24 protein-coding genes are annotated in these 24,707 nt (G+C 36.7%); 22 read left to right on the top strand and 2 right to left on the bottom strand.

The annotated features are described in order from the left end of the window. Window positions 1-15 precede the first annotated feature (15 nt). From pstC to FGL89_RS02250, 17 genes are all read left to right on the top strand, one after another. Window positions 16-939: a phosphate ABC transporter permease subunit PstC gene (pstC, locus tag FGL89_RS02330; protein ID WP_014974008.1), complete on the top strand. Its 924-nt coding sequence runs from the start codon at window positions 16-18 to the stop codon at window positions 937-939. Continuing rightward, window positions 939-1,823 carry a phosphate ABC transporter permease PstA gene (gene pstA / locus FGL89_RS02325; RefSeq protein WP_014974009.1) on the top strand — a complete coding sequence of 295 codons (885 nt, stop codon included), beginning with the start codon at window positions 939-941 and terminating at the stop codon, window positions 1,821-1,823. The genes pstC and pstA overlap by 1 nt, the downstream gene beginning before the upstream one ends. Before the next feature lie 86 nt (window positions 1,824-1,909). Further along, a complete protein-coding gene (pstB, locus tag FGL89_RS02320) occupies window positions 1,910-2,737 on the top strand; it encodes a phosphate ABC transporter ATP-binding protein PstB (protein ID WP_014974010.1) in 828 nt (275 codons plus the stop codon). After that, the gene (gene pstB, locus FGL89_RS02315) at window positions 2,734-3,504 is read left to right on the top strand and encodes a phosphate ABC transporter ATP-binding protein PstB (RefSeq protein ID WP_014974011.1); all 771 of its coding nucleotides are present in this window, start codon (window positions 2,734-2,736) and stop codon (window positions 3,502-3,504) included. Before pstB (FGL89_RS02320) ends, pstB (FGL89_RS02315) begins: the two co-directional genes overlap by 4 nt. Window positions 3,505-3,558: 54 nt before the next feature. Further along, a complete protein-coding gene (gene phoU / locus FGL89_RS02310) occupies window positions 3,559-4,233 on the top strand; it encodes a phosphate signaling complex protein PhoU (RefSeq protein WP_014974012.1) in 675 nt (224 codons plus the stop codon). Between the two features lie 159 nt (window positions 4,234-4,392). Beyond that, window positions 4,393-4,749 (top strand): phage holin family protein, encoded by a 357-nt coding sequence (locus FGL89_RS02305; protein WP_014974013.1) that lies wholly within the window; start codon window positions 4,393-4,395, stop codon window positions 4,747-4,749. Between the two features lies 1 nt (window position 4,750). Further along, a complete protein-coding gene (hprK, locus tag FGL89_RS02300; protein ID WP_014974014.1) occupies window positions 4,751-5,713 on the top strand; it encodes an HPr(Ser) kinase/phosphatase in 963 nt (320 codons plus the stop codon). Next, on the top strand, window positions 5,706-6,716 hold the full coding sequence (locus FGL89_RS02295) for an NAD(P)H-dependent glycerol-3-phosphate dehydrogenase (RefSeq protein WP_014974015.1): 1,011 nt from the start codon (window positions 5,706-5,708) through the stop codon (window positions 6,714-6,716). The genes hprK and FGL89_RS02295 overlap by 8 nt, the downstream gene beginning before the upstream one ends. Window positions 6,717-6,764: 48 nt before the next feature. Beyond that, window positions 6,765-7,637 carry a UTP--glucose-1-phosphate uridylyltransferase GalU gene (gene galU / locus FGL89_RS02290; RefSeq protein WP_014974016.1) on the top strand — a complete coding sequence of 291 codons (873 nt, stop codon included), beginning with the start codon at window positions 6,765-6,767 and terminating at the stop codon, window positions 7,635-7,637. 133 nt (window positions 7,638-7,770) lie between these two features. Further along, complete coding sequence (gene trxB, locus FGL89_RS02285) at window positions 7,771-8,724, top strand: thioredoxin-disulfide reductase (RefSeq protein WP_014974017.1); 954 nt, start codon at window positions 7,771-7,773, stop codon at window positions 8,722-8,724. Window positions 8,725-9,014: 290 nt separating this feature from the next. Beyond that, window positions 9,015-10,208 carry an MFS transporter gene (locus FGL89_RS02280; RefSeq protein WP_014974018.1) on the top strand — a complete coding sequence of 398 codons (1,194 nt, stop codon included), beginning with the start codon at window positions 9,015-9,017 and terminating at the stop codon, window positions 10,206-10,208. 86 nt (window positions 10,209-10,294) lie between these two features. Next, window positions 10,295-11,746 carry a sucrose phosphorylase gene (gene gtfA, locus FGL89_RS02275; RefSeq protein WP_014974019.1) on the top strand — a complete coding sequence of 484 codons (1,452 nt, stop codon included), beginning with the start codon at window positions 10,295-10,297 and terminating at the stop codon, window positions 11,744-11,746. A 176-nt stretch (window positions 11,747-11,922) separates the two neighbouring features. Next, window positions 11,923-13,623 (top strand): phospho-sugar mutase, encoded by a 1,701-nt coding sequence (locus FGL89_RS02270; RefSeq protein ID WP_014974020.1) that lies wholly within the window; start codon window positions 11,923-11,925, stop codon window positions 13,621-13,623. 119 nt (window positions 13,624-13,742) lie between these two features. Next, a complete protein-coding gene (gene rplS, locus FGL89_RS02265; protein ID WP_014974021.1) occupies window positions 13,743-14,102 on the top strand; it encodes a 50S ribosomal protein L19 in 360 nt (119 codons plus the stop codon). Window positions 14,103-14,461: 359 nt separating this feature from the next. Beyond that, complete coding sequence (dinB, locus tag FGL89_RS02260) at window positions 14,462-15,547, top strand: DNA polymerase IV (protein WP_014974022.1); 1,086 nt, start codon at window positions 14,462-14,464, stop codon at window positions 15,545-15,547. A gap of 57 nt (window positions 15,548-15,604) precedes the next feature. Next, the gene (locus FGL89_RS02255; RefSeq protein WP_014974023.1) at window positions 15,605-16,576 is read left to right on the top strand and encodes a DHH family phosphoesterase; all 972 of its coding nucleotides are present in this window, start codon (window positions 15,605-15,607) and stop codon (window positions 16,574-16,576) included. A gap of 54 nt (window positions 16,577-16,630) precedes the next feature. Then, on the top strand, window positions 16,631-17,998 hold the full coding sequence (locus tag FGL89_RS02250; RefSeq protein WP_014974024.1) for a DEAD/DEAH box helicase: 1,368 nt from the start codon (window positions 16,631-16,633) through the stop codon (window positions 17,996-17,998). Between the two features lie 41 nt (window positions 17,999-18,039). Here FGL89_RS02250 and FGL89_RS02245 read toward each other — a convergent pair whose 3' ends face one another. Both FGL89_RS02245 and FGL89_RS02240 read right to left on the bottom strand, forming a co-directional pair. Then, entirely contained in the window at window positions 18,040-18,864 is an 825-nt protein-coding gene (locus FGL89_RS02245) for an alpha/beta hydrolase (RefSeq protein WP_014974025.1), read from the bottom strand. Continuing rightward, window positions 18,854-20,074, bottom strand: coding sequence for a PTS sugar transporter subunit IIC (locus tag FGL89_RS02240; protein WP_014974026.1), 1,221 nt, complete (start codon window positions 20,072-20,074; stop codon window positions 18,854-18,856). Before FGL89_RS02240 ends, FGL89_RS02245 begins: the two co-directional genes overlap by 11 nt. Before the next feature lie 156 nt (window positions 20,075-20,230). On the opposite strand from FGL89_RS02240, the gene FGL89_RS02235 reads away from it, so the two are divergent. From FGL89_RS02235 to dltD, 5 genes are read left to right on the top strand one after another with little or no spacing between them, the layout of a single operon-like run. After that, a complete protein-coding gene (locus tag FGL89_RS02235) occupies window positions 20,231-20,371 on the top strand; it encodes a teichoic acid D-Ala incorporation-associated protein DltX (protein ID WP_014974027.1) in 141 nt (46 codons plus the stop codon). 15 nt (window positions 20,372-20,386) lie between these two features. Then, on the top strand, window positions 20,387-21,919 hold the full coding sequence (gene dltA / locus FGL89_RS02230; protein WP_014974028.1) for a D-alanine--poly(phosphoribitol) ligase subunit DltA: 1,533 nt from the start codon (window positions 20,387-20,389) through the stop codon (window positions 21,917-21,919). Then, window positions 21,912-23,117, top strand: a complete 1,206-nt coding sequence (gene dltB / locus FGL89_RS02225; RefSeq protein ID WP_014974029.1) for a D-alanyl-lipoteichoic acid biosynthesis protein DltB — start codon at window positions 21,912-21,914, stop codon at window positions 23,115-23,117. The genes dltA and dltB overlap by 8 nt, the downstream gene beginning before the upstream one ends. Window positions 23,118-23,169: 52 nt before the next feature. After that, the gene (dltC, locus tag FGL89_RS02220; protein WP_014974030.1) at window positions 23,170-23,406 is read left to right on the top strand and encodes a D-alanine--poly(phosphoribitol) ligase subunit DltC; all 237 of its coding nucleotides are present in this window, start codon (window positions 23,170-23,172) and stop codon (window positions 23,404-23,406) included. Window positions 23,407-23,410: 4 nt separating this feature from the next. Beyond that, a complete protein-coding gene (gene dltD, locus FGL89_RS02215; protein ID WP_014974031.1) occupies window positions 23,411-24,694 on the top strand; it encodes a D-alanyl-lipoteichoic acid biosynthesis protein DltD in 1,284 nt (427 codons plus the stop codon). Window positions 24,695-24,707 lie beyond the last annotated feature (13 nt).

Genomic DNA, 24,707 nt, shown 5'->3' with positions numbered 1-24,707 from the left:
CATTTTGGAGAAAAAATGGATAATATTACAAAAAAGTTGATGCAAAAATCTGAATCAACAAAAAAAGATTCGATGGGACGAGCTATTAGTTTAGCTGCTTTAGCCTTGATTGTCATTGTTGTTGTCTCAATTTTTGCTTTTGTTATGAGCAGAGGTTTATCAACCTTTGTTCGTGATGGTGTGAGTGTTAAAGATTTTTTATTTGGCACAACATGGAATCCGTCCGTTGTTAATCCACAAACAAAACAACCATACATTGGTGCACTGCCAATGATATTAGGGTCATTTTTGGTTACTTTTTTAGCTGCCATTGTTGCAACACCATTTGCTATTGGTACGTCATTGTTTATGACTGAAATTGCCCAAAAAAAAGGTGCCAAATTGATGCAACCAGTGATTGAATTATTAGTTGGTATTCCGTCAGTTGTTTATGGATTCATTGGCTTGACAGTTGTTGTACCGTTCATTCGTCATTTATTTGGTGGTTCTGGATTTGGTATTTTATCAGGTACGATTGTTTTGTTTGTTATGATTTTACCAACAATTACTTCGATGACTGTTGATACATTGAAGTCTGTGCCGCGCCATTATCGAGAATCTGCGCTAGCTATTGGCGCAACTCGTTGGCAAATGATTTACAAAGTAGTGCTGAGAGCAGCAACACCAGGTATACTGACAGCTATTGTGTTTGGCATGGCACGTGCCTTTGGTGAAGCACTAGCTGTACAGATGGTTATCGGTAATGCAGCTTTGATGCCAAATGATTTGATTTCACCGGCATCAACATTAACATCAGTATTAACTATGGGTATTGGTAATACTGTCATGGGCTCTTTGCAAAATGACGTTTTGTGGACATTGGCTATGATCTTATTGTTGATGTCATTAATCTTTAATTTGATTGTACGTGCCATTGGTCGTAAAGGAGAAATGAAATAATGAATGCAAAAACTGCTGATAAACTAGCAACTGGTGTGATTTATGCTATTTCTGGTACAGTCGCTTTGATCTTAATTGCCATGTTGTCTTTCATTTTAGTACGTGGATTACCTCATCTATCGTGGCATTTTTTAACCACGCCTGCTAAAGCCTTCGAAGCAGGTGGTGGTATTGGTATACAGTTATTTAATTCGTTTTATTTACTTATTTTAGCTATGTTGATTAGTTTTCCAATTGCTTTGGGTGCCGCAATTTACTTGAACGAGTACGCTAAAAAAGGACCGATTACAACAATTGTGCGTACAGCAATTGAAATTTTGAGTTCTTTACCATCAGTTGTTGTGGGGTTGTTTGGTTTTCTGTTGTTTGTTGTTAAGCTACATTTAGGTTTTTCAATTTTATCTGGTGCCATTGCATTGACTTTATTTAACTTACCGCTACTCACACGATCAATTGAGACAAGTTTAGCGCAAATCCCTAATTTACAACGTGAAGCTGGATCTGCACTTGGTTTATCAAGATGGGAAACGGTTATTCATGTTATTTTACCAGCAGCAGTGCCTTCAATTATAACAGGAGTTGTTTTATCTGCTGGTCGCGTATTTGGAGAAGCCGCTGCCTTAATTTATACAGCTGGTCAATCAGCACCAGCACTTAATTTTTCAGACTGGAATCCATTCAATATATCTAGTCCGCTAAGCCCAATGCGTCCAGCTGAAACTTTAGCTGTTCATATTTGGAAAATTAATTCTGAAGGCATTATGCCAGATGTATCTGCTGTATCTGCTGGCGCTTCAGCTGTTTTGATTATAGTTGTACTTTTGTTTAATTTCAGTGCGCGTAAACTTGGCGCAAAACTGCATAAGAAATTAACAAGTGCTTAATTTTTAGAAATCTGAATTGATTGAATATGAAATAGTAAATACTTAACATTTGCTAAATGAGTGATGAAGAAAGTGTGGCAAGCCTTATGGAGTTAAAACCAGTTAGTGAGTTTATCACTGATGACGCCCCAGAGCGTTATATCTATGATATGCAATCAAAAAAGCATGAAATTGCTTTATCAACAAAAGATTTACAAGTTTATTATGGCGACAATTTAGCCCTCAGTGAAGGGGATTTATCATTTGAACGGTATAAGATCACAAGCTTGATTGGTGCCTCTGGTTCAGGAAAATCAACTTTCTTGCGGTCGTTAAACCGTATGAATGATGGTGTGGCAACAGTCAAAGGGAATATTATGTATCGTGGGGTGGATATTAACACCAAGGCAATTGATGTTTATGAGATGCGCCGTCACATTGGGATGGTATTCCAGCGACCTAATCCATTTGCCAAGTCAATTTATAATAATATTACGTTTGCGTTGACACAACGAGATCACTATACAAAAGAAGCACTTGATGAAATTGTTGAAACGAGTTTAAAACAAGCTGCTTTATGGGATCAAGTAAAAGATGATTTGAATAAATCAGCCCTTGCATTGTCAGGTGGGCAAGCGCAACGCTTAGTAATTGCCCGTGCATTGGCGTTAAAACCAGACATCTTGTTATTGGACGAACCATCGAGTGCGCTTGATCCAATATCATCAGCTCAGGTAGAAGATACGTTGCTTGAATTAAAAAAGCAATATACTATCATTGTAGTGACGCACAATATGCAACAGGCTGCACGAATTAGTGACTATACGGCATTCTTCCATATGGGTAAAGTGATTGAGTATGATTTAACGCGTAAAATTTTCACACGACCTAAAGTTGCACTTACTAATGATTATATTTCGGGGAATTTCGGATGACAGATAATAATCACAAAAATATACTAGAAACGCGTGATGTCAAGTTGTGGTATGGTCACGCAGAAGCGCTACATGGGATTAATTTAGATTTTCCAGAAAAAGGAATTACCGCACTTATTGGTCCCTCAGGCTCTGGTAAGTCAACTTACCTGCGTGCGTTAAACCGTATGCATGATTTGGAAGACAATGTCACAGTGACGGGTTCATTTAATTTTAATGGGCAAGATATCTATGCACCAACGACAGATACGGTAGATTTACGTAAACGTATTGGCATGGTATTTCAACAGCCCAATCCTTTTCCGTTTTCAATTTATGAAAATGTTATTTTCGGATTGAAATTAGCCGGTGTGAAAGAGAAGGCTGTGCTTGACGAGGCGGTTGAACGCTCATTAAAACAGGCATCGGTTTGGGATGAAGTAAAAGATGATTTACATAAATCAGCATTAGGATTGTCAGGTGGGCAGCAACAGCGTGTTTCACTTGCCCGTGTTTTGGCCACAGCGCCAGAACTATTATTACTAGATGAGCCAACATCTGCCCTTGATCCAGTTTCTAGTCACAATATCGAAGAAACATTGTTGAATTTACGTGACGATTATGCGATGATAATTGTGACACACTCTATGTCCCAAGCCTCACGTATTTCAGATCGAACAGCCTTCTTTTTGAGTGGTGATTTGGTTGAGGTTGATGCGACAAAGCATATTTTTTTAAATCCAACAAAGCAGGAAACACAAGATTATGTGAGTGGTCGATTCGGTTAATTATGAAGAATACTAACAGATGATGCATACGTTAACAGAAAAAGGAGAAAGAACATGCGACGATTATTTGATGAAGAATTAGCAGATTTAGATAATTCATTTACAGAAATGGGCATGCTCGTTGCCCAGACGATTCAAAGGTCTGTGCAGTCATTTGTGGATCATGATCGCGAAGGTGCCAGAGACATCTTAGAAAATGATCACCAAATCAATGAACGTGAAGCAGCAATTGAAAAGAAAACATTTGAAATGATAGCACTCTATCAACCAGTGACAACAGATTTACGAGAAATTGTCACCATCTTAAAAGCTGTATCTGTTTTAGAACGTATGGGAGATCAAGCACGTAACATTGCCAACTCAACTATACGAGTAAAAGGTACGAAACATATTTCTGGGGTTGAACAAGAGCTTGGTAAAATGGGCGAACAAGTTGCGAAAATGGTTGCTGAAGTCATGGATTATTATATTAAAAATGATGCTCATGGTGCTCAGACTATTGCTGATGAAAACCAATCGTTATCAAAGCGGGCAGCTAAAGTACGTTCTGATGCTTTGGAGGGAATGAAAGAGGATGCAGAATTAGTTGATTCAGCTGCAGACTATTTAGTTATTGCTGGATATCTTAAGCGTATTGGTGATTACACAACTGACATTGCAGAATGGATTGTTTATAAACGTACAGGTAAAATTATTGAATTAAACCCTGGTTATAATTATTTTATTTAATCGGTAGTTAATTCTTGTAAAAACAGCTAAACAAATATTGTTTAGTTGTTTTTATTTCTCATAGTGTCTAAATTTTGGTATAATATAGATATTAGTCAGATTCATAAGTGCATGATAACAACACATTAAGCGCTTACATAACCATCCAAGGAGGAAACAATGCGATTCATTGCAAGATTAGCAACAACGATGCTAGTTTTCTTGATTTTATCATCTTTGTTTTATGATGCGTTACGCGTTGACAATTGGCTAGTTGCACTTGGATCTGCACTAGTCTTATCCATTCTAAATACCATTATTAAACCAATTTTAATTATTTTAACCTTACCGTTAACTTTGATCACATTTGGTTTATTTACAATTATTGTAGATGCCATTATGCTTGAAATAACAGCAGGTTTTATTCAAGGTTTCGAGTTTTCTAGTTTTGGCTGGGCAATATTCACAGCTATTATTTTGTCTATTGTGAATGCTTTATTGACACCTAATATACGTATATATACAGAAAGAAAGTAAAATGGCAAAAAATTCAGTGACAGTAAAACAATTAATCGAGAACACACGTTTAGAGATTATATCTGGTAAAGAATATCTAGAAAGGCCAATTACAACCGCAGATATTTCTCGCCCCGGTCTTGAAATGACAGGATATTTTAATTACTATGCACCAGAACGTGTGCAATTATTAGGTATTACGGAAACATCGTTTTCAGAGCGTATGGATCATGATGAGTTACTGATGGTTTATCGACGAATGGCTGACCAAAAGACACCAGCATTTGTGGTGTCAACAGGATTAGAAATTAGCGAAGAATTAAAACAAGCGGCAAAAGAAGCACATATTCCTATTTTAACGTCTACTTTAACATCGTCACGTATCTTATCAAATATGACCTATTATTTAGGTGGACAGTTAGCACCTAGAGAAAATGTACATGGTGTTTTGATTGATGTTCATGGCTTAGGTGTGCTAATTACTGGTGATGCAGGTATTGGTAAAACTGAAGCTGCCTTAGAATTAATTCAGCAAGACAAAGCACGTTTAGTTGCTGATGATCGTGTTGATATTTATCAAGAGGACGAAGAACGTTTAATTGGCGAACCCAGCGCAGTTTTGCGCAATATGATGGAAGTTCGTGGGGTTGGAATCATTGACGTGCAGCAAGTTTACGGTGCTGTTTCTGTGCGTTCTCATGCAACGATTGCACTTAATATTCATCTTTCTAGTGGCAAAATCGGTGAAGCCAATTTTGATCGACTAGGGAATGATAATGATACCTTGGAAATCTTAGGTGTTAAAATTAAGCGTATGATTGTGCCAGTAACACCTGGTCGTAACACGGCAAGTGTAATTGATGCCGCCGCAGTTAAGTTTAGGACTGCCAATATGGGAATTGATGCATTAAAAACGTTGGAAGAACGTATGACCGCAGAGATGGTTAAAAATGAGAAGATAGATTTGGAGAATAAAAATGACTAAAATAGCAGTGCTGGGTGCTGGCTCATGGGGGACTGCGTTAGCTAATACTGCTGCAGAAAATGGACATGATGTACGTTTGTGGACACATAATACGGATCAAGCAGAAGAGATAAACACACAGCATACAAATACAAAGTATTTACCCCAAGCTAAATTGATCGATAAACTTATGGCAACTAGTAATATGGCTTTAGCAGTTTCGGATGTCGAGATTGTTTTGAGTGTTGTACCAACAAAAGCAGTCCGTGAAGTGGCTAAACAGCTGGGTGAAGTTTTAAAGAAACAATCCCATACTGTTATTTTAGCTCATGCAACTAAAGGATTAGAACAGGGCACGTATAAGCGTATTTCAGAAATGTTAGCAGAAGAAGTGCCAGCGTTATATCGTTCAGCTTTGGTTGTGGTCTCTGGACCATCCCATGCTGAAGATGTTATCAAACATGATTTGACAGCGGTGTCTATTGCTAGTTCTGATGAATCAGCAGCGCGCTTGCTGCAAAAAGTTTTATCCAATAATACATTCCGAGCATATACAAATGATGATTTATTAGGTTCAGAGTTATTTGCGGCATTAAAAAATATAGTAGCTATTGGTTCAGGTGCATTAATTGGCTTAGGCTATGGTGCCAATGCACAAGCAGCTTTACTAACTAGAAGTTTGGTAGAGATGCGTGCTTTAGGTTTAGCCATGGGAGCGAAAGAAAAGACATTGTACGAGTTAGCTGGTATCGGTGATCTTATTGTGACGGGTATGTCACCGAATTCTAGAAATTATCGTGCAGGTCTAGGATTAGGACAAGGAAAGACTTTAGAGCAGGTTGAAAGTGACATGGGTATGGTCATTGAAGGTGTCAATACAACAAAAGCTGTATACGACTTTGCTCAGGATTACAAAGTAGACATGCCAATTACCGTTGCTATTTATCAAGTCTTGTATGAAAATAAACCTATTCGCGAAGCTATTTCTGATTTGATGGGACGACCGCTAAAATCAGAAGACTAATGTCGGTCTATTATTTCTAAACTTTGAATATAGAAAGAGAGTATTATAATGAAACCAGTACGTAAAGCAATTATTCCCGCAGCCGGATTAGGCACACGTTTTTTGCCAGCTACAAAGGCATTGGCAAAGGAAATGTTACCAATTGTTGACACACCAACAATTGAATATATCGTTCGTGAAGCAATTGCCTCAGGTATTGAAGATATTGTCATTGTTGATGGTAAGTCAAAGCGATCAATTGAAGATCATTTTGACTCAAACCCTGAGTTGGAAAATAATTTACGAGAAAAAGGCAAGGAAGAGCTGTTAAAGGTAGTCGAAGAAACAACAGATATCAATATGTACTTCATTCGCCAATCACATCCTAAGGGCTTGGGGGATGCTGTTCTAACAGCGAAAGCATTTATTGGCGATGAACCATTTGTTGTTCTCCTCGGTGATGATTTAATGGAAGATGATGTACCACTAACAAAGCAGTTGATACAACGTTATGAAGAAACTGGTGAATCAACCTTGGCAGTGATGCAAGTACCACGTGATCAGGTCTCAGAATATGGTGTTATTGATCCAGCCGCCGAAGCATCTGACGGACTGTACCGCGTTAAGTCATTTGTTGAAAAGCCAAAGCCCGAGGATGCACCATCAAACTTAGCTATTATCGGTCGTTATTTGTTAACACCAGAAATTTTTGAAGAGTTAGAAAATACACAACCTGGTAAGGGAAATGAAATCCAGTTAACTGATGCTATTGATTCATTAAATAATCGTCAACATGTTTACGCGCATGAATTTAAGGGTAATCGTTATGATATTGGATCAAAGATTGGCTTTTTGGAAACTAATATTGAGTTTGGCTTAAAGCACCCTCAAACAAAAGATAAGTTACGTGCCTATATTAAAGAAATCGCTTCAAAATTATAATCAATAAATTAGAATCGGGCTAATCTCGATTTTTTTAGTTAACTTGGCTTTTAAATAATCAGGTTACTCGACAAAAGAATTAAACACGTGTAGACTAAATGTAACTAAAAGTAAGTAAAGCGAGGCCACTTAAATGGTAGAATACAAACAATATGATGTGATCATTATTGGTGCTGGACCTGCAGGTATGACAGCAGCAACATATGCATCACGTGCTAATTTATCTGTTTTGATGTTGGACCGTGGTATTTATGGTGGTCAAATGAATAACACAGCCGAAGTAGAAAATTATCCAGGATTTAATTCAATTATGGGACCAGATTTGGCAGAAAAAATGTATGCCTCATCTACTCAGTTTGGTGCTGAATATGGTTTTGGTACCGTTGAAAGTATCGAAATGGCTGGTGATTTAAAGATAGTTCACACAGATATGGATCATTATATTGCTAAAGCAATTATCATTGGTACTGGATCAGAACATATTCATTTAGGTGTTACCGGTGAAGAAGATTATCAAGGCCGTGGTGTGAGTTATTGTGCAGTTTGTGATGGGGCTTTTTTCCGTGATGAGGATGTGCTGGTTATTGGCGGTGGTGATTCGGCTATCGAAGAAGGATTATATTTAACTAATTTAGCCAAGTCTGTTACTGTATTACATCGACGTGATAAATTACGTGCACAACAAATCATTCAAGACCGTGCATTTGCTAATGATAAAATTAATTTTAAATGGCATACTGAAGTTGTGGGAATTATTGGTGATAAAGAAAAGGTTACTGGTGTAACAGTCATTAATAACCAAACACAGGAAAAATCACATATTGATGCCAGTGGTATTTTCATTTATGTTGGTTTGGAACCCAATACACAAGTTTTTGGCAATTTAAATATTACTAATGATGAAGGTTGGATAATTACAGACGAACATATGCAAACAAGTATTCCTGGCATTTTCGCTATTGGGGACGTACGTGCCACAGAATTACGTCAAATTACCACAGCAGTTGGTGATGGCGGTGTAGCTGGTCAGGGTGCTTATGATTATATTAGTCAATTATCAGTACAAGATACAGATAAAGTGAAATAATCGTAAAAGCAGAAACAGGATACGCTGTTTCTGCTTTTTTGTGATTTTATCAAATAATAGTATAAAATTAATATAAAAAATTTTTTCTAATAAAAATAGTAATAAAGGTGTAAAAATAATATTGTAACTCTAATGAAAGTTTCTGTAAAGTGATTTTATAAGTTACATTCTATAAAACGTTTGACAATTAAACTGCAAGCGATTACAATTATTTGTGTTAACTTGCACAAGTAATTGTTTTGCGCAAAAAAGGAACCGGTTCTAAACCGGTATACTCAAGGAGAATAATAATGCAAAGTCAAGATAAGTGGATAACCAAAATTGCGTTTCTTGGTATTTCATTCATGTTAACCAGTGCATATGCGATTAATGGGGCTATGCCTCATATGACCAAAGCACTTGGTGTTTCAGCAACAGAGGTACAAGCGCTGGCAACGACACCATCAATTGTGGTAACTGTATTTGTGTTACTCAGTTCATTTATTGCTGCGAAGTTAGGTGATAAGCGCACAATAATGCTTGGTATGTTGTTAGTTGGTTTTTCTGGTGTAGTGCCATTCTTTGTTACATCATACCCAGTTATTCTTATATCTCGTATGGTTTTAGGTGCCGGTTTTGGTATTTTTAATTCATTAGCTGTATCAATGATCGCGGTGATGTATCAAGGTAACACACGAGCTACAATGCTTGGCTGGCGTGCGGCAGTTGAACAAATTGGACAGGCAGTGTTAACTTTTGTTGCTGGTTTATTGCTGAACTTTGGTTGGCAAGCTACTTTCTTAGTTTATTTATTAGCTTTTCCAATTTTATATCTCTTTTATATCCGCGTACCTGACACAACAGAAATGTTGGCAGAAAATCAAAATAAAAAAACAGGAACTAATATTCCAGTATCATCACCTGAATCAATTAGCCCACTTGTTTGGGTATTAACACTATTTGCTGCTTTCCTAGTGATTGATTATATGGCAATTCAATTGAGTTTTCCATTTATGGCACAAAACTTGGGTGTTGGTGGCTTGCTTGTATCAACTATCTTGTCTTTGATGCTTGTGGCAGCTATGGTCGGTGGACTTGTTTACGGTGGTATTCAAAAAATATTTGGTCGTTTTACATTGCAAGTTGGGTTACTACTCATGGCAGTTTCTAACGCACTAGTGATGTTGTCAGATGGTAATTTTATTATACTAACCATTGGTGTGTTACTAATTGGATTCCCAATGCAGTTAATTTCACCATTCATATTTAGTCAGTTACCTAATTTGGCACCGTTGAAAAAACAGCCATTTGTGACTTCAATTGTGTTAATTGGATTTAACGTCGGCGTGTTCATTGAACCATTTGTTATTTCATTTTTGGCAGGGGTCATGGGACATCCAACAACTAGTGTATCTGCTGCTGCTTATACAACACTTCCATTATTGATCGTTATTTTGCTTATCATAACAGTAGTAACATTTATAGTAGGTCGTAAAAAAAGTTAATAAAGTTTGCGCGGCAGGTGGCGCACTATAAGTAACCTTAAATTGATTGAAAAATTATATAACTTACACAAGGAGAACAAAAAATCATGAAAAAGCTTACAAATGAAGCGATGCTTATCACATATGCTGATTCACTCGGTAAGAACTTGAAGGAATTAAACCAAGTTTTGTCAAACGAATTGGATGGTGTTGTTGGTGGTGTGCACGTCTTACCATTCTTCCCATCAACAGGGGATCGCGGATTTGCACCTGAAGAATATGAAACAGTTGACCCAAAGTTTGGTGACTGGTTTGACATCGATAAGTTGGCAGATAAGTACTACTTGATGTTTGATTTTATGTTGAACCATATTTCACCACAATCAAAGTACTTCCAAGACTTTTTGGAAAAGAAAGAGGAATCAGAATATTATGACATGTTCTTGAAGTATTCTGAATTCTGGCCAGAAAACCGCCCAACTGAAGCGGATATTGACATGATTTACAAGCGTAAGGATAAAGCACCATTTGCACCTGTTACTTTCGCTGACGGCACAACAGATCAAGTTTGGAATACATTTGGTGATCAACAAATGGATTTGGATGTAACCAAAGAAGTTACAAAAAAGTTCATCAAGGATTCATTAGTTAACTTGGCACATCATGGTGCTTCTGTTATCCGTTTAGATGCCTTTGCTTATGCTATTAAGAAGTTGGATACAAACGATTTCTTCGTTGAACCTGAAATTTGGGAAATATTAGATGAAGTCCGTGCTATCTTAACTGCTGAAGGTTCAGAAGTTTTGCCTGAAATTCATGAACATTACACTATTGTTCGTAAGATTACAGAACATGACATGTATTCATATGACTTTGCTTTGCCATTGATTACATTGTATTCATTGTACTCAGGTAAGACGAATCGCATTGCTGACTGGTTGCGTCAAAGCCCAATGAAGCAATTCACAACATTAGACACGCATGATGGTATTGGTGTTGTTGATGCTAAGGACTTGTTGACACAAGAAGAAACTGACTTTACTACTGAAGAAATGTACAAAGTTGGTGCTAATGTTAAGAAGATTTTCTCTTCAGCAGCATACAATAACTTGGATATTTACCAAATTAATACAACTTACTATTCAGCATTGGGTAACAACGATGCATCATACTTGCTAGCCCGTGCAACACAAATTTTCGCACCTGGTATTCCACAAATTTACTATGTTGGTTTACTTGCTGGTGAAAATGATATTGAATTATTAGAAAGTTCAAAAGAAGGTCGTAATATCAACCGTCATTATTATGATTTGGCTGAAATTGCTGAAACAACAAAGCGTCCTGTTGTTTCAAACTTGTTTGATCTATTGCGTTTCCGTAACACAAGTGCTGCCTTTGACTTGGATGGTTCAATCGAAGTTGTTAACAACGGCGAAAATGAATTAACTGTTACACGTACATCAGCAGATGGTAAGACAACTGCCACACTAGATGCTAACTTTGCAACTAAAGAATTCACTGTGACTGAAAATGGTGAAGAAATTTTTGCAACAAAGTAATAGGTTAAAAAAGCGCTTCGGCGCTTTTTTGGTAGAAATAGAAATGATTGTTTGTTGATTACGTATTATAAACATTGCAGAAAGATACGTATAGGGCTATTATTACTGAGTGATTTGAGCGCAAGTAAGTCGAACTTTGTTATAATTAAGTTTAGAAATATAAATAGGAGAAAAACATGAGCTATCAAAAAAAATTAGCACTATGGCAGGCTGCACAACTACCTGATTATTTGGCTAAAGATTTAGAAAAGTATACACCAGAAGAACAAGAAGATGCATTTTATCAGAACTTGAGTTTTGGGACAGCTGGTATGCGTGGCGTTTTGGGTGCGGGTACGAATCGTATAAATATTTTTACAGTTCGTCAAGTAACAGAAGCGTTAGCTCGTTATATTGATGCACAAGGTGTAACAGCTCAAAAACGTGGTGTAGCAATTAGTTTTGACTCACGTCATTTTTCACCGGAATTTGCTTCAGATGCAGCAGCTGTTTTATCAGCGCATGGGATCAAATCATATTTGTTTAGCAGTTTACGACCAACTCCTGAACTATCCTTTGCTGTTCGTGAGCTAAATGCTTTTGCTGGTATTATGATCACTGCATCACATAATCCTAAAGAATATAATGGCTACAAGGTCTATGGTGAAGATGGCGGACAAATGGTACCAGAAGCTGTTAATATCGTAGTCGAAGAACTTGAGAAAGTGTCTGATGTATTTAGCATAAAACTTGATGAATCAAGAGCTAATGTTGAAATCATTGATCAAGTCATTGATGATAAATATTTGGAAAAGATGACCACAGTCACAGTGGATAAAGCTCTAGTTGCCAAAGAAGGTGCTTCATTAAAGTTTGTTTATTCGCCACTTCATGGTACGGGTCAATATATCGGTGAAAAAGCGCTGCAACAAGCAGGATTTACCAACTATTCAATTGTTAAAGAACAAGCAGTCATTGATGGTGATTTTCCAACTGTTAAAAAGCCAAATCCTGAAGATGCAGCTGCATTAGAATTAGCGATTGAATATGCTAAACGTGACGGGGCAGATGCGGTTGTCGCCACAGATCCTGATGCTGATAGAATGGGTACTGCTGTTAAATTAGCTGATGGTACATTCCAAGTATTAACTGGTAATCAAATTGCGGCAGTCTTGGTTAATTATTTGTTAACTGCTAAGAAAAAGACTAATACATTACCTGCTGATGGTGCAATTGTGACATCTATTGTATCTTCACGATTTGCTTCAACAGTTGCTGAGAGCTTTGGTGTAACAACTGCTGATGTATTAACAGGATTTAAGTATATCGCTGCAACAATTGATGAATATGAAGCTACAAAATCAAACACATTTTTGTTTGGCTTTGAGGAGAGTTTTGGTTATCTTGTAAAGCCATTCTCACATGATAAAGATGCTATTCAAGCGTTGGTATTGTTTGCAGAAGTGGCAGCTTATTATAAGTCACAAGGTAAGACATTTGCAGATGGGGTACAAGAATTATTTGAAAAGTTTGGTTATTTTGAAGAAAAGACAATCAGTTTAGACTTCCCAGGTATTCATGGTAATGATGAAATGGCCGCAATTATTGCCAAATTCCGTGATAATCAACCAGAAACCATTGGTGGCGTGGCAGTTACGCGCATTCAAGACTTTTCAACTGCTACTGAAACACGGGCTGACCGCACAAGCATCACGTTACCACAACCTAAAGCAAATGTTTTGAAGTATTGGTTAGCTGATGGTTCATGGGTTGCTGTACGACCATCTGGAACAGAACCAAAGCTAAAATTCTACATTGGGGTTGTATCAGATACACAAGAAAAATCACAGGCAAAAATCAATGTGATTGCTGATGATTTGATGTCGTACGCTAAATAACATTAGACAAATTATTTAATATTTGATATAATTAAAGACGGCTTAGTTGCCAAATTAACGGTAATCCGCTGTGCGTTAAGCCCAAGGGCAAGTGTAAGATTATCGACTAGGAGAAGACCATGCGTCAAAATAGTATTTTAGAAAATGTTACCTCAGTACAGTTACGTTCAGACATTCCTGAGTTCCGTGCTGGTGATACTGTTAAAGTATTCGCCAAGATTGTCGAAGGTTCACGTGAACGTGTTCAATTGTTTGAGGGTGTTGTTATTAAGCGTAAGGGTGCTGGAATTCAAGCAACTTACACTGTACGTAAGATTTCATCAGGTGTTGGTGTGGAACGTACTTTTGCATTGCACTCACCACGTGTTGAAAAGATCGAAGTTACTCGCTTTGGTGCCGTACGTCGTGCCAAGTTGTACTACTTGCGTTCATTGCAAGGTAAAGCAGCTCGTATCAAGGAACGTCGTCGCGACGTATAATCTTTCTAAAAATATCCCTCGGGATATTTTTTGTTTGACCAATTAAATGATGATTTTTATATAGTTATTTATGTTTTGTCATTTTCATGTAATCAAATCGCAAGATTTATGATATATAAATTGTAACGTAAGGGTATATAATTAATACATACTCAAATAACATTTGAGTTTCATTACTCCCCCCAGTAATGCTTCAATCAGCTCCCCCAATTACTGATTGATTCAATTGATAGTTTCGGCTATCATCCCCCTGACCATTGCCCTCTTCGGTCAGGGGTTTTTTTTGTAAAAATATGAATAGTAGTTGTTTGAACAGAGTTTTGAGCGAACTTTTGTTCGCTTTATGCTAAAATAGGATTATGCCAGAGTTTTTGATAACAACTGATACCCGTAAAATTCTACACGTAGATCTTGATGCTTTTTATGCGCAGGTTGAAATGCGGGACAACCCGTTTTTGCGGGACAAGCCGTTAATTATTGCACGTAATCCAGAAGAATCAGGTGGACGTGGTGTCGTGGCGACAGCGAATTATATGGCACGACAACTTGGTGTACATTCAGCAATGAGCTCAGTTGAAGCCAAAAAATTAGCGCCCAATGCAGTGTTTTTATCGCCGAATTTTGTTAAATACAAAGCAATTTCTAAACAAGTGCATGATATTTTCTATCAAGTGACAGAAAAAGTTGAACCTGTAGCTTTCGATGAAGCCTATTTGGATGTGACAGCATTACCGCAATCAGGTGCAAGCATTGCTGCAAAGATACGCCATGAAATTTTTAAAATCACACATTTGACTAGTTCAGTTGGGGTATCTCATAATAAGTTATTAGCTAAGTTAGGATCGGAATATAATAAACCAAATGGCGTCACGGTCATTACAATCGATAACATGTTAGCGTTTCTCGATGACCTACCTATTGGTGAATTTCGTGGTGTCGGTAAAAAAACTGAAGCGCACTTTGAAAAATTGCATATTAACAATGGGGCACAGTTACGTCAGATGTCACATGAGAATCTACGTGCTTTATTTGGTAAAATGGGTGAACATTTCTATTGGCAAGCACGTGGGGTTCATTTTGGAGAAGTTCAGTGGCAACGTCAGCGTCAGTCTATAGGTAAAGAAGAAACGTTTGATAAAATGTTACACCGAGAATTTGAAATCCAATCAGAATTTAGAAAATTAGCTTTTGGTGTGATTAAGATTATGACAGAACGACACATTGTTGGTCGTACACTCAATATTAAAATACGTGATGATATGTTCAATACAGTGACACGTGCTATAACTTTGACAGAACCATGGCAACTCTCGGAAGATGTGTTAGTCAAACAAGCACAAAATATTTTTGATGAAGTGATGGGGACATCATTTTCGATTCGATTATTAGGTATTTCCATGAGTAATTTACAATCGAATACATTTGAAGAAATGACGTTGTTTTAAACATGGTATACTAATATGTAGTAATAAATATACCTCTAAATTTAGAAAGATAAAATAATGGCAACGATTGAAGAACAGTTACTTGAACAAATTAAACACTATGATACAATTATTATTCATCGACATCAGCGACCTGATCCAGATGCATATGGGTCACAATTAGGACTTAAGGCATTGTTGAAAGCCAGTTTCCCAGAGAAAAACATTTACGCAGTTGGTAAGGCTGTGCCTGGTTTATCTTGGATGAGTGATGATGAGCACTTCATGGATGACATACCAGATAAAACTTATCGTAATGCTTTGGTTATCATGGTTGATACAGCTAATGCACCACGTATCGACGATCAACGGTGGCAAAATGGTTTAGAAACAATCAAAATTGATCACCATCCAAATGATGATGCTTATGCTGATTGGCAGTGGGTCAAAGAGGGTCATTCGGCGACCAGTACAATGATATACGAATTTTATGAAGTCCTAAAGAATCAAGGATTGGTTATGACGGCTGAAGCAGCCAGGTTGCTTTATATTGGTATTTTAGGTGATACAGGTCATTTCATGTACAGTATGGATAAGGAAACATTTCGTGTAGTTTCAGAGTTATTTGGTTATAATTTTGATTATGAATCAATTCACCATAATATGGCAACAATTTCTGAAAATGCCGCAAAATTGTCAGGTTATGTTTTACAAAATCTAACACTGTTACCATCCGGATTAGCATATATTGTGTTAACTAAAGAACTTGTAAAGCAGTTTGATTTAGGCGAGGCAGGCACTTCTTTTGTTGTGTCATTACCTTCTAAAATTGATCGTGTCAAGGCATGGGCGATATTTGAAGAACAAGATGAGGGAAATTATCGTGTGCGCCTACGATCACGTACAATTGTGATTAATAAAATTGCTAATCAATTTGAGGGTGGCGGACATCCGATGGCTTCAGGTGCTTGGGCACAGACCAGCGAGGATATTGATCGTCTACTCCATGTGTTAGACAAGTCACTCGTTGCAACATATGGTGTAGAATAGAAAGAAACAAGCGATGAGGGTATCGTTTGATAAGACTGAAAGTAGAGAAAATTGATGGCAGAAGCTGCAAACCAATTTGGACAATTTAACTTAAAACCAGAAATTATTAGTGTATTAACAGCGATAGGTTTTACAACACCAACACCAGTGCAAGCAAAATTAATTCCTGATGTATTACAAGGACGAGATGTGGTTGGACAATCACAGACTGGTTCAGGAAAGACACATACTTTTTTGATACCAATTTTTAATCAATTAGAAAGTGATCAACATTATGTGCAGGCAGTGATTACAACCCCTTCTCGTGAATTAGCTGCACAGATTACTAAGGCAACAAAGCTTTTTGCCGAAAAATTAGACCAAAACATTACCATTTCGGAGTTTGTCGGGGGTACAGATAAATTACGACAAATTAAGCAACTTGAGAAGCAACAACCACAAATTGTCATTGGTACACCAGGGCGAATTAAAGATTTAGTTACATCTGGGGCATTGAAGTTACATGCCGTTAAGCAATTAGTTGTAGATGAAGCTGATATGACGCTAGATATGGGATTTTTAAGTGAAGTAGATTTCATTGCAGGTGCCATGCCAGAAGCTCTACAAACTTTAGTATTCAGTGCAACTATGCCAGAAAAGCTCAAACCTTTCTTAAAAAAGTATCTAGATAATCCTCATTTTGAATCAATCCCAGTGTCAACGGTTATTGCTGACACAATTGATAATTGGTTATTAGCCACTAAATCAAAAGATAAAAATGACGTGATTTATCAGGTTTTGACTACTGGTAATCCTTATTTAGCTTTAGTTTTTGCCAATACTAAAGAACGTGTTAAAAACATTGCATCAAACTTACGTGGTCGCGGATTAAAAGTAGCAGAAATTCATGGTGATATTGAACCGCGTGAACGTCGTCGCGTCATGAAGGCTATTCAAAATTTGGAATATCAGTATGTGATTGCAACTGATTTGGCAGCGCGAGGAATTGATATTGCAGGTGTTTCTCATGTAATTAATGACGAGATTCCTGATGAGCTTGAGTTCTTTGTCCATCGTGTTGGTCGTACCGGACGTAATGGGTTACCAGGATTAGCTATTACGTTATATGGACCTGATGAAGAAGCGGAAGTTGCTGAGTTAGAGGCATTAGGCATCAACTTTAAAGCCAAGCGCATCGAAAATGGTGAATTTACTGATGTTAAGGATCGTCGTGCACGTAAGCAACGTGTTGCCACAACAAAAAAGCTTGATCCAACAATGGTTGGTATGGTGAAAAAGAAGAAAAAAATAGTTAAACCAGGTTATAAGCGCCGTATTAAAAGTGCAATTAAGCGTCAGGACCAAATGGACCGACGTGTATCAAAACGAGAAGATATGCGAGCTGAACGTAAGGCTAATAAAAGGCGTGGACAAGATAAGTAAACAAAAAGGTTACCACAAGAAATTCTTGTGGTAACCTTTTTTTATTTATTTTGTGCATTTAAGGGATTGATAATATTAGTTTGTATCAATTTAACAATTTCGGGATTGTCTGGTAAATTCGAGTGCTGCGCATTATCACCGGAAACGGTGATTTGTGTATAAGCTTTGATGCGTTTTTGATAAATGTATCTACCAGCGATAACGCTTTGAATTGGCACGAGACCGTCATTTGTATAATCGTCAGTACCGGCAATTGAAAACATTGTTAAATCAGGCGGTAATTTGTCACTTGCTTGGATGAAATCTTTTAACATTTCAGTACGTTGTTGTAATGAGGGTTCTGAAAAATTAAAAGGTGTACCTAAAGTCATTAAAGTTGGTAAGTTAAAAGTTTGGCGATCATAATATTTTTCAAGGTAATTTGTCCAAATGAGACCGCCATTAGAATGGCCAACGGCTGAAAATGTTTTAAAATGGTAGCGTTCTTGCAATGACGTTAAGGCGGTTGTTAACCATTTAGTTTGCTTTTTGATGTTATTATAGCCATCATCATTATTTTCAAACCCAACAACAATAAACGGTTGCTGATCGTTGGCATTAATGTTACCTATATAAGTTAGTTTACCGTTACGATCCACCTGCACTTTTAAGACACTATGTGCTGGTGGTGTTTCATTGAGTAATGAGAATAACTGGTCAAAGCGATTAATAGTAGCGCTAGAGCCTGGAATGAAAATAATGGGTGTCATACGTGAATTCTGAATTTTAGCTTGGTTAGTACTTGTTTGAGTAACCCAGTGATTACCATATATGCCTAAAATAATGAGGAATACTAGACTGATGCCTAATATGATTTTATTTTTCATTTAATTCCTCCATGGTCAGTTGTTTAATGAATGGTTTGTATATTAAAATAGATAAACCAAAAATAATGATAGTGACAATAATGGCACTAAGGTGACTGTTACTAGCTAAAGTAGGGGTCAATATGGTTGGCATACCAACTGGTGTCATAAATACTGGTGGCGCCATTAAGTGTAGAGCAATGGTGAGGTAACTAATTGTTATGCTCATGATACTGACTAAAATCATAGGCACTAGTATGAGAGGACGCAAAAACATCGGCAACCCATTATATAGTAGTTGATTATTATTAAATAAGCTTGGAAACCACGAAATAAGCCCTAATTGTCGGTGCCTTTTTGAATGTGCAAATAATAATAAAATACTGATGACTAAACTATTTCCGATACCGCCAAATAAACTAAAAGCACCATAAGTGCTATAAAGATTTTCTGGGAAAGGCAGTAGTACATTTGCATGACTTAACATCGTATCTAAGTTTAACACGACAACATTAAGTGTTGTTTGGTCGCTCATTAATTCTGTTGGTAGACGTAAGCCAAGTACGAAGAGAATAGGTGTTAATAAAGCAACTAGCAGCAGACCAATAAATGACGTGAAAAATGGTTGATATAAGATTTCAGATAACCAAATTTGTATATTTGATTGTTGCACAATTGGATGAGCGCTAACACATAACATGATGATAAAGCCAGACCATAATAAATACCGAATGGCATAGGGTTGTACATTGGGATTCATTCGCTTTTGGTACCAATTGTAACTTTGACTACTAAATAAAGTAACACCAGTTAATAGTAAATACTGCATGGTGCTGTGATCAGGAATTTGATATTTCTCAACAAGTAAAAAATAAGTTGCAACGACATTTGTTAAAATAGGGACAATGACATGTTTAACATTTCTAACCGTAAGGAAACTGTGCGTCAGACTAGTGACATAAACCATAACTACAATGGTATCAAGTATACTTAAGGCAAATTGTGACTGAGTGGGATTGGCAATTGAATGAAAAAATGATAAATGAACATTGAATACATTAGCAAAAAGAGAATCAGGTGAGAAAAAAAGTTTAAATATCAATCTTAGATAGACATCAATTGCTAATATTGGGAGCGTTTGCTTCATAGCAATTCTAACAGCTTGCATCGTTCTTTTTTGATATATTTTTTGATCCCAGTTTAGGATCAAGTTCATTAAATAGGTTGCCATGCTACTACTCCAATATCATTATTAATCTCACAACATAATACTTTTTACTTTACTGAGTCAACTATGCTATAATAGTTTCAATTGTTCTTCATAGCATATTTTACTATTTACTATGTTGATTATACATTAAAATCAAAGACTCGGGGGAGACAGAGCATGTTTCAACGTTTTTTTCAGCGGCCAGTGGTTAATTTTATTAGTCGGTCATTATTCTATTTTGTTATTATCTTAATACTTGTTTATTTATATAGTTATTCAGGTGTTGGTGGTGGGCACTTTATTTATAACGAATTTTAACTGGGGGAATGAATCATGGTTATTAACAATGTCATCAAGGTCATTGACCAATTTGCGCAATCAAATGGTAAACGTATTGCTTATGATGAATTAGGTGATACACACACTTACGAGGAATTAAAAGTAGTTTCAGATCATTTAGCTGCCTTTATTGATAATTCAAATATTTCTGACAAGGCACCTATTATGATTTATGGTGGCCAGCAATTTGCTATGATTGCTAGTTTTCTAGGTAGTGTTAAATCAGGGCACGCCTATATACCGGTTGATGTTAACTCAGCAGACGAGCGGTTATTAGATATTCTTGAAATAGGACAACCAGGATTAGTTATAGCTATTGATAAATTACCAATTAATATTGAGAATGTACCAGTGATTAACAGCTCAAAATTAAAAGATATATTCGATACGCCAGCAGAATATCAGTTAACACATCCTGTAACTGAAAATGATAATTTTTATATTATTTTTACATCGGGTACTACTGGTAAGCCAAAAGGTGTGCAAATTTCACACAATAATTTACTGAGTTTTGCCAATTGGATGCTGGGGGATGATTTTGGTTGGGATGCTGAAAGCAATGTATTATCACAACCGCCATATTCATTTGATTTATCTGTCATGGATTGGGTACCAACTTTATTATCACAAGGTACTTTAAAAGCCGTACCCAAGGATGTTTCAGATGATTTCAAAACACTGTTTACTACGTTGCCAACCCTTGAACTTAATCGCTGGGTGTCTACACCATCATTTGCAGATGTGGCATTGTTAGATCCTGAATTTAATCAAACAACACATCCAAACCTGAGGGCTTTTTATTTCTGCGGTGAAGTACTCACCAAAACAACAGCAGAGAAGTTACTTGATCGTTTTCCAGATACAAAAGTATACAATACATATGGACCGACTGAAGCAACTGTCGCGGTTACTAGTTTAGAAATTACCAAAAAAATTATCGCACAAAATGATAAGATGCCAATTGGTTATGTTAAAAACGATACAACAATCACAATCCGTGATGCTGACGGTGCCTTGCTTGACGATGGGCAAGCTGGTGAAATTGTTATTGCCGGTCCTTCTGTCTCAAAGGGATACTTAAATAATGCTGAAAAAACAGCCGCCGCCTTTACAACAATTGATGGTGTGCAAGCATATCGGACAGGGGACCTTGCAGTAAAGGATGCAGATGGCTTGTTACACTATAAAGGTCGCAGTGATTTCCAGATTAAATTGCATGGATTCCGCATTGAACTAGAAGAAGTTGCTCAACAATTACAACAAAGCCAATGGGTTGAACAAGCAGTCGCAGTACCACGCTATGATGCAGATGGCAAAGTTAAGCAATTATTGGCTATTATCGTTGCAAATACCCATCATTTTGAAAAACCTATTCAATTGACGCAAGCCATTAAGTTAGAGCTTGAGAACGTGATGATGCCATATATGGTTCCTAATCGTTTTATGTATCGAGAAAGCTTACCACTTACACCTAATGGTAAGATCGATTTGAAAGGGTTGATTACTGAGGTGAATGGTAATGCTTAACATACAACCCTATGCTGATCCAAAATACTTTATCATTTTGTTATTAGCGTTAGCCCCATTAGCAATTGGTTTGTACTTTGGGAAACGTTTTGCTTTGTATGAAGTGATTGTGTCGCTTGTTTTTATTTTCCTTATGTTTAACGGGTCAAAGTATCATGAAGGCTACGCACTTGTCATATACATGATATGGCAGTGGCTACTGGTATGGGCGTATACGTTATACCGAAAAAAGTCAAATAACAGTTGGGTCTTTTATGGTGCAACGTTCCTAGGTGCTCTACCTCTAGCTCTGATTAAAATTGCCCCGGCAGCAAATTGGACGCATGTGTCTACATTACTAGGATTTATGGGTATTTCTTACCTGACATTCCGTTCTGTTGCTATGATTATGGAAACACGTGATGGTTCGATTAAAGATTTTGATCCTTGGTTATTTTTACGCTTTATGCTATTTATGCCAGCCATTTCATCAGGACCAATTGATCGGTACCGTCGTTTTGTGAAAGATATAGTCACTGTACCAACGCGTGAAAAATATGTAGCTATGCTTGAAAAAGCTGTTTGGTACTTTTTCCTAGGATTTTTATATAAATTTATTCTGGCATATATTCTGGGTACATTGCTATTACCTCATGTAGAACATTTGACTATATTATCTGCAAGTGCACATCATGGATGGTCATGGTGGTTGATTGCTGTAATGTATGTTGATGGTTTATACTTATTCTTTGATTTTGCTGGTTATTCATTATTTGCTGTGGCAACAAGTTACGTTATGGGCATTGAGTTACCAATGAACTTTAATAAGCCGTTCCTAGCGAAAAATTTGAAAGATTTTTGGAATCGCTGGCATATGTCATTATCATTTTGGTTCAGAGATTATATCTTTATGCGCCTAGTATTCTTGATGATGAAAAAGAAGTGGTTTAAAAGTCGTGTAACCATATCAAATATTGCTTATATTGCTAATATGTTGATAATGGGATTCTGGCATGGATTAACATGGTACTATATTGCTTATGGGTTGTTCCATGGTGTTGGCTTAGTTATAAATGATGCGTGGTTACGATATAAGAAAAAGCATAACGTGCCACATAATAAGTTTACAGAGATACTTGCAATTATTATCACTTTCCATGTTGTTATGATCAGTTTCTTATTGTTCCTAGGATTTTTAGATAAATTGTGGTTCCAATGATTTGTGATAGAATGGTTTTAGTTGGTAGTATTTGAAGAAAGAGGAAAAAATAATGGCAGTAAAAGAAGAAGTAATTGATATTTTGAACACAATTATTGGTGAAGATATTAGTGACCAAATGGATGATGATTTTTTTGAAAGTGGCTTACTAGATTCAATGGCAACAGTCGAATTATTGCTTGATTTAGAAGGTAAGTTCGATATTCAAGCACCCGTATCTGAATTTGATCGTAATGAATGGAACACACCTAATAAAGTTGTTAACAAAGTCGAGTCACTGATCGGATGACACAATGAAAAAACGGGGGCTTTGGTGGGTTTTTGGACCGGTGCTAGTAGCGTTTATTTTAATTGGCGCATTATTTTTAGCACCATTTTCCCTAAATCACACCACACAAAAGAATATTCAAGATGCATCAGTATCCTTTTCTAAAGATGTTGTTAAGGGACAGACAATTAAAACAGCGGCATTTAGTGATAAGCAAATGCGTTATGTACCATTTTTCGGATCAAGTGAGCTGTTACGTTTAGATACAATGCATCCAACAATGTTAGCTGAAAAGTATGATCGGAATTATCGTCCGTTTTTACTAGGACAAGCGGGAACAGAGTCATTAACGCATTATTTAAGTATGCAAGAAATGCAGCCGGCATTGCATAAAAAGCAAGCTGTGTTTGTTGTATCTCAGCAATGGTTTACCAAAAAGCAAAGTAAGTTGGCTTTTTCAGAATTTTATTCACCATTGCAAACGTTAAATTGGTTAAAAAGTATTCAACATATTACACCAACAGATCGTTATATAGCTCATGAGTTGTTGCAAGAAGCTAGAATCAAAAATAGTCCATTTTATGCTAATTTGGTGACAAAAATTAGTGGAAACAAATTACTATCAACTCACGATAAGAAAATTATTGCGTTACGATATCATACATTGTTGCGAGAAGATCAACTGTTTTCAAATGTAACGGTATCTAATAATTGGAACAAAAAAGTTATACCAGCAATGAAACATTTACCAGAGCAGGATGATGAATATTCATTGTTGCATGAAGCAACACGTATTGGTAAAGCACAGACAACAAATAATTCATTTGGTATTAAAAACTCGTTCTATAAATATCGTGTTAAAAACAATGTCAAAAAATTGGCTAATTCTCAAAAGCAATTTGACTATCGTCAATCAGAAGAATACGCTGATTTTCAAGCTGTGTTATCTGAATTTGCAAAACAACATACAGACGTACTATTTGTTATTCAACCAGTTAACCAAAAATGGGCAAATTATACTGGATTAAATAAAGAAATGTATTATCAAAGTGTCAATAAAGTTAAGCAACAATTAACATCACAGGGCTTTAATAATATTGCTGACTTCTCTCATGAGGGGAATAAAAAGTATTTCATGCAAGATACAATCCATATGGGTTGGAATGGTTGGGTAGCTGCTGATCGGCATATTAAGCCATTCTTAACTGATGGTTATCAGTCGACAAATTATCATATAAATGATCGCTATTTGACTCGTGAATGGCAAAATTTAATACCTACTGATGATAATTTATCTGAATTCAAATAAAAAAACACCGGAA

It is taken from the genome of Leuconostoc carnosum (assembly GCF_007954525.1).
GTDB classification, from domain to species: Bacteria; Bacillota; Bacilli; order Lactobacillales; family Lactobacillaceae; genus Leuconostoc; species Leuconostoc carnosum.
This window is presented reverse-complemented; position numbering and strand designations above follow the sequence as displayed.